This window comes from Desulfobacter sp. UBA2225 (assembly GCF_002348205.1).
Taxonomy (GTDB): Bacteria; Desulfobacterota; Desulfobacteria; order Desulfobacterales; family Desulfobacteraceae; genus Desulfobacter; species Desulfobacter postgatei.
Genome location: NZ_DDYV01000273.1, coordinates 202 through 4884 on the forward strand (window position 1 = coordinate 202; position 4683 = coordinate 4884).

The window sequence follows — 4683 nt, forward strand, 5'->3', positions numbered from 1 at the left end:
CACATGTACGGGGAGGTGAATTATATCTGCATCGACGAGGTCAAAAAACTCCCCAATCGTATTCACGAGATCTACCGGGGGCTCACCTCCTGACCCTGCGCAGAACTTTGCGTTTCCCACCCATAATCATCAACTTGCCAATCCGCCGATTTTTATTCGGCCTCACGTCTGACCCGCGATACAGTGAATTTCCTGACAATATCACCGTCCGCAACACATCCTGGATGCGAGACATGCCCCAACAAAACAAGCCTGCCGCCAAAAAAGAAATCACTCTCCCCGGTCGCCATCGGCATCATAATACTCGCCGCTCTCGGTCTTTCCGCAGGCTGGTATTTCTCAACACCCTTGGCGGGCAGTCCTATCTGTTTCGCCGGGAATCACGGGGCGGCTGCTGGGCAAATATTATTCGATTCTGGTGCTTGACCGTGCGAATGCCGCCTCCCTGAACCGTTACGGCATCGACATCAGACCCTCGGTGAATTCCCTGCTGGAGGAGATAAAAACCACCACCAGCCTTGCCGGACGGGACACCTATCTGGCCCGGCTCATCCTGCTCCGGGACAAATACCTTGCTCGATACGGAGCAAAGAGCGCCACCCCAGCCACCGGAAATTAGACGTGCGCCCTGTTTCTTGGAAACCGCAAAAAAATCCGGCTCGGAGATATCCGTCCGATTTTTTTTATCTTCCTGACACCATCACTTCCTCATTCTTGTCCTTGCCGGAAAACACCACGGAGACAACGTCTTCGTCATTCTTGCCGTTGGGGCAAACCTGGTCATGAAATCAAAATCATACCCGATGATCGCCGCTCTCCTGCCTGAGCCAGGAGAGCGGCGATGAATTCCCCTTTTTGCCGCCCCCCCCCGGCCAGCAGTTTTTCCTGCGCTGCCTGCTCAGACTACAGGCGGTTGATAACCTTACGCCAGGACTGAAATAATGAGAATAAACCTGGCGGCAATTCCTCTTTTTCGAAACCATTCACGATCCCCGGAATCCGTTAATTGGCAAAGGCCCCATACTTAAGAGCCTTCAGGCATTCCCGCACGCTTTTGAAGTCGGCAGGCGGCGCCCAGCCGAGAATCCCGGCTTTCTTGGCCGCATCGGAATCGGGCTTCACCGCCATGAGGGCCTCGCCGAGTTTCTTGACCTTGTCGGCATCAACATGCTTTGCAGCAATCATGGGCCACTCGGGATACAACTCGGTGCTGTGCACAAAGGGGAAGCTGTCTTTGACCTGATTGATGATCTTGAAGTCGGACATGGATATCTTGCCTTCCGCTGCCATAGCTTCCATGACGTCAGTGCGAACGGTTCCAGCATCCATGGCCCCGTTTTTCACGGCCAGAATCACGTTGTCATGCTTGCCGCCTTCCTTGAACTCGGCAAAATCCTTTCGGTAATCGATCCCGTTCTGGAGCAGAAGCCGCATGGCCATCTGGCCGCCGCCAAAAGAGAACGCCTTCACCACCATGAACTTCTTGCCCTTCAGATCGGACAGATTATTGATGGGGCTGTCCTTGCGTGCGAAGATCACCCCGCCGAACTCCTTGAACGGCTTGCCGTCCGCCGAGTTGATCTGCATGGCGACGGCCTTGGCGCCGTACAATTTTTCTACCTCCACGAAAAAAGCGGAGTTCGCCAGCGCGAAATCGATCTTGCCGTCTTTCAACATGGGCTCAATGGCGGAGAACTCGAGGGGCATAATGGTAACGGGCTCTCCCATCTTGCCGGTGAGATACTCCCCGGTCGCGGTCCATTCCTCCATGACCTTGGGCGCGCCCCGCAGGGCCAGAACGCCGATCTTAATTTCCGCCTGAGCCGCCGCGACAAACATGGCGCTGACCACCAGGGCCATACCCATCATCCCGATCTTCTTCATGCTGTTTCCCATAATACTTCTCCTTGTTGTATTGGTTCATGCTTTTCCCGAATGATTCGGAACCCCTTACAGGCACGACAAAGAACCTTCCGGAGCCTACATCAATCAAAGTATCGTACCTAAATATCAATCAAAGTATCGTCTGGGCGATATTAACAACGCCTTTTCCCTAGTATTAAACATAAGCATATGCTGTGGGGTATTTTTGAGCGCTTCATGTTTCTAACCGGAAACATGAAGAAAAAAATCCGGGACACACAGGAGGATAGTTATGGGAAAAGTAAGTGCAGACGTTAATGCCGGCACTCCACAGGCGGCAAAAGGCGTATTTGGATATTTAATCAACAATGTGCGAGCACGGGGAAAACCGGCACGAAAAACACTTCTCGGCTATGTAGCTGCCTGGGCTGCCTTTGCGGTTATTTTGTGGGGCGTAGATATTTCATCCGTTATACCCACTTATTCTGCAAAGGCAGTTCTCGCGGTTATTGTCTGGGCATCCATTATATGGATAACCGATGCTATCCCTGGCGGAGTTTCAGGCTTAATGATACCAATGCTGCTGGTGGTGACAAAGGCCGTGCCGAAAATACCGGAGGCATTCGGCGGATATGTTTTGGATGTGAGTTTTCTGTGTCTAGGCGCGTTTATATTTGGGGCTATATTGTGGTCTGCAAATCTGGATACCCGCATTGCCTTAACCGTTTTGTCAAAGATGAAGTCCACCAAGGTAAGCAAGATAATATTAGGATTGTTCAGCACCTGTATGGGCTTAGCATTAGTTATTCCGGCGGCTGTTGCCAGGTCCGCTACACTTTTGCCTGTTGTCCGTGGAATTATAGATTTGTTTGGGGAAACTAAAGCGGAGAGAGATGCAAAAAAAGCGATTGTGATATCCGCCCTTGTGTATGCGCCGATGGTTGGGGGCATCCTTTTTCTCACTGCGCATATGCCTAATGTCATAATGGTGGGACTTTTTGACAAACAGCTCAATATACATATTTCATGGATACAGTGGCTGTGGCTTCATCTGCCAATAGCGGGGCTTTTCCCTATCATGTTCTGGGTATTGAAGTTCTTTTTTAAGTTTCAAAATGTGGAGGTTTCAGGCGGGATAGAAAAAATAGAAACCGCCAAAAAAGAGCTCGGCAAAACCAAAAATTATGAATGGGTCATTCTGCTCATTTTTGCGTTTGCGGCAATAATGTGGGCCTTTGAGGATATCCATAAGATCAAGACAGGAATGGTTACTCTCATGGCGCTGGGGGTATTTTTTATCCCTGGCGTATTTCCCTTGAAATGGAAGGGGATAGAAAACAAGACCATATGGGGAACATGGCTGCTTCTTGGTGGCGCCCTCTCCATGTCTGCCGCCATGGGCTCCACAGGGCTTGCGAAATATCTTGCGGCCATGATTCATCCACTTGTGGAAGGCAAAGGATGGATAATGGTCCTCATTATAATGATGGCTGGCACGCAGTTCATACGGCTCGGGATGCTGAGCAATGTAGCGGCTGTTGCAATGCTTGCGCCGATCCTATTAGAGATGGCGCCCCTCCTTCACATGAACCCTGTTGCCTTTACGCTACTGGTTGCCAACCTCGATACCTTTGCATTTGTGATGCCCACGCAGATTACAGCAGCCGTAATAGCATACGGCACAGGTACTTTTTCGGTGTCAGACTATGCGAAGGTAGGTCTCCCTATAATTATCGTTGCAATATTATGGAGCATATTTGTTATGGCTCCCTGGTATGCCTTGAATGGATTTCCGGTGTGGCAGCCTTTAGTGCAATAACTATTGGTAGTTGGAAATTAAATTGAGTTAGAAAGGAGAATGTTGAAGTGAAAAAGACAATACTTCTATTGGCACTGTTTTTCTTGCTGTCGCCTGCCATGGCTTTTTCAGAGATAAGACTCGGTCTTTTGCCAAGGCTTCCAGAACAAGAAATGATTGAGATGTTCACACCGCTCGCAAAGTATCTTGAAAAAGAAATAGGCCAAAAAGTAACTATTGTTGTTCCAAAAGACTTCGATGCTTTTACCAAAATGGCAATTGCGGGGGAGTTTGACTTGGGCTATGCAAACCCCTATATCTATGTGCTTATTAAGAAGGATGTTCCGGCAGCAAAATCACTCGCTCTTGCGGCAGAACCTAAAATCGGAACCAAATTCAAGGGGATTATATTTGTAAGAAAAGACAAACCTACAAAAAGTGTAAAAGATTTGAGAGGCAAGAAGATTGCCTTTCAGGACCCCGGCTCTGCTGGAGCCTATCTTGTGCAGATGCTTATGCTCAAACAAGCAGGTATCAGTAAAGCAGAAATTAAGCCGGTATTTGTTAAAAAACGCGATGCTGTTGCAGACGCAGTATTATTCGGTACGGCAGATGCGGGGGGAATAAGGGAGGACGATTTTGAGAAGGTTCCCAATAGTAATGAGTTTCGCGTCATAGGGACAAGCGAATGGATCCCAAACTTTCCATTATTTGCAACAAAGAAGCTAGATGAGGCAGTTACGGCAAAAGTAAGGGCTGGCCTTTTGAAGCTCAAACCGGGGACAGCAATTGCATTTCCGGTATCTGGTCCGGCAAAACTTGAAGGCTTCCTTCCAGTAACGGATAAGGACTTTGACCTTATCCGGGACGCTGCCAGAGCAGCAGAAGCATTTTGAGATTTGTAAATCTTCTCAAAAAAGGCAGGAAGAACAAGGTGAAGTTCATGCGGCAAGAATTTTTGATTTTATCATGGAAGGCTATTTCTCTCCGATTCAGGTCGCATTCAGGCTTGGACAAGAAAA

5 protein-coding genes are annotated in these 4683 nt (G+C 48.9%); 3 read left to right on the plus strand and 2 right to left on the minus strand.

Annotated elements, in window-relative coordinates; all coding sequences use genetic code 11:
• Positions 1-152: 152 nt before the first annotated feature.
• Positions 153-299, minus strand: coding sequence for a hypothetical protein (locus B3D59_RS14040; protein ID WP_286820669.1), 147 nt, complete (start codon positions 297-299; stop codon positions 153-155).
• A gap of 119 nt (positions 300-418) precedes the next feature.
• Here B3D59_RS14040 and B3D59_RS14045 point away from each other — a divergent pair, with 119 nt between their 5' ends.
• Entirely contained in the window at positions 419-619 is a 201-nt protein-coding gene (locus B3D59_RS14045) for a hypothetical protein (RefSeq protein WP_286820672.1), read from the plus strand.
• Between the two features lie 383 nt (positions 620-1002).
• Here B3D59_RS14045 and B3D59_RS14050 read toward each other — a convergent pair whose 3' ends face one another.
• On the minus strand, positions 1003-1896 hold the full coding sequence (locus B3D59_RS14050; protein ID WP_286820678.1) for a phosphate/phosphite/phosphonate ABC transporter substrate-binding protein: 894 nt from the start codon (positions 1894-1896) through the stop codon (positions 1003-1005).
• Positions 1897-2155: 259 nt separating this feature from the next.
• Between B3D59_RS14050 and B3D59_RS14055 the strand changes: the two genes are divergently transcribed.
• Together B3D59_RS14055 and B3D59_RS14060 are read left to right on the plus strand one after the other, a co-directional pair.
• Positions 2156-3682, plus strand: a complete 1527-nt coding sequence (locus B3D59_RS14055) for an SLC13 family permease (protein ID WP_286820680.1) — start codon at positions 2156-2158, stop codon at positions 3680-3682.
• A 47-nt stretch (positions 3683-3729) separates the two neighbouring features.
• On the plus strand, positions 3730-4557 hold the full coding sequence (locus B3D59_RS14060) for a phosphate/phosphite/phosphonate ABC transporter substrate-binding protein (protein WP_286820682.1): 828 nt from the start codon (positions 3730-3732) through the stop codon (positions 4555-4557).
• Positions 4558-4683: the final 126 nt, after the last annotated feature.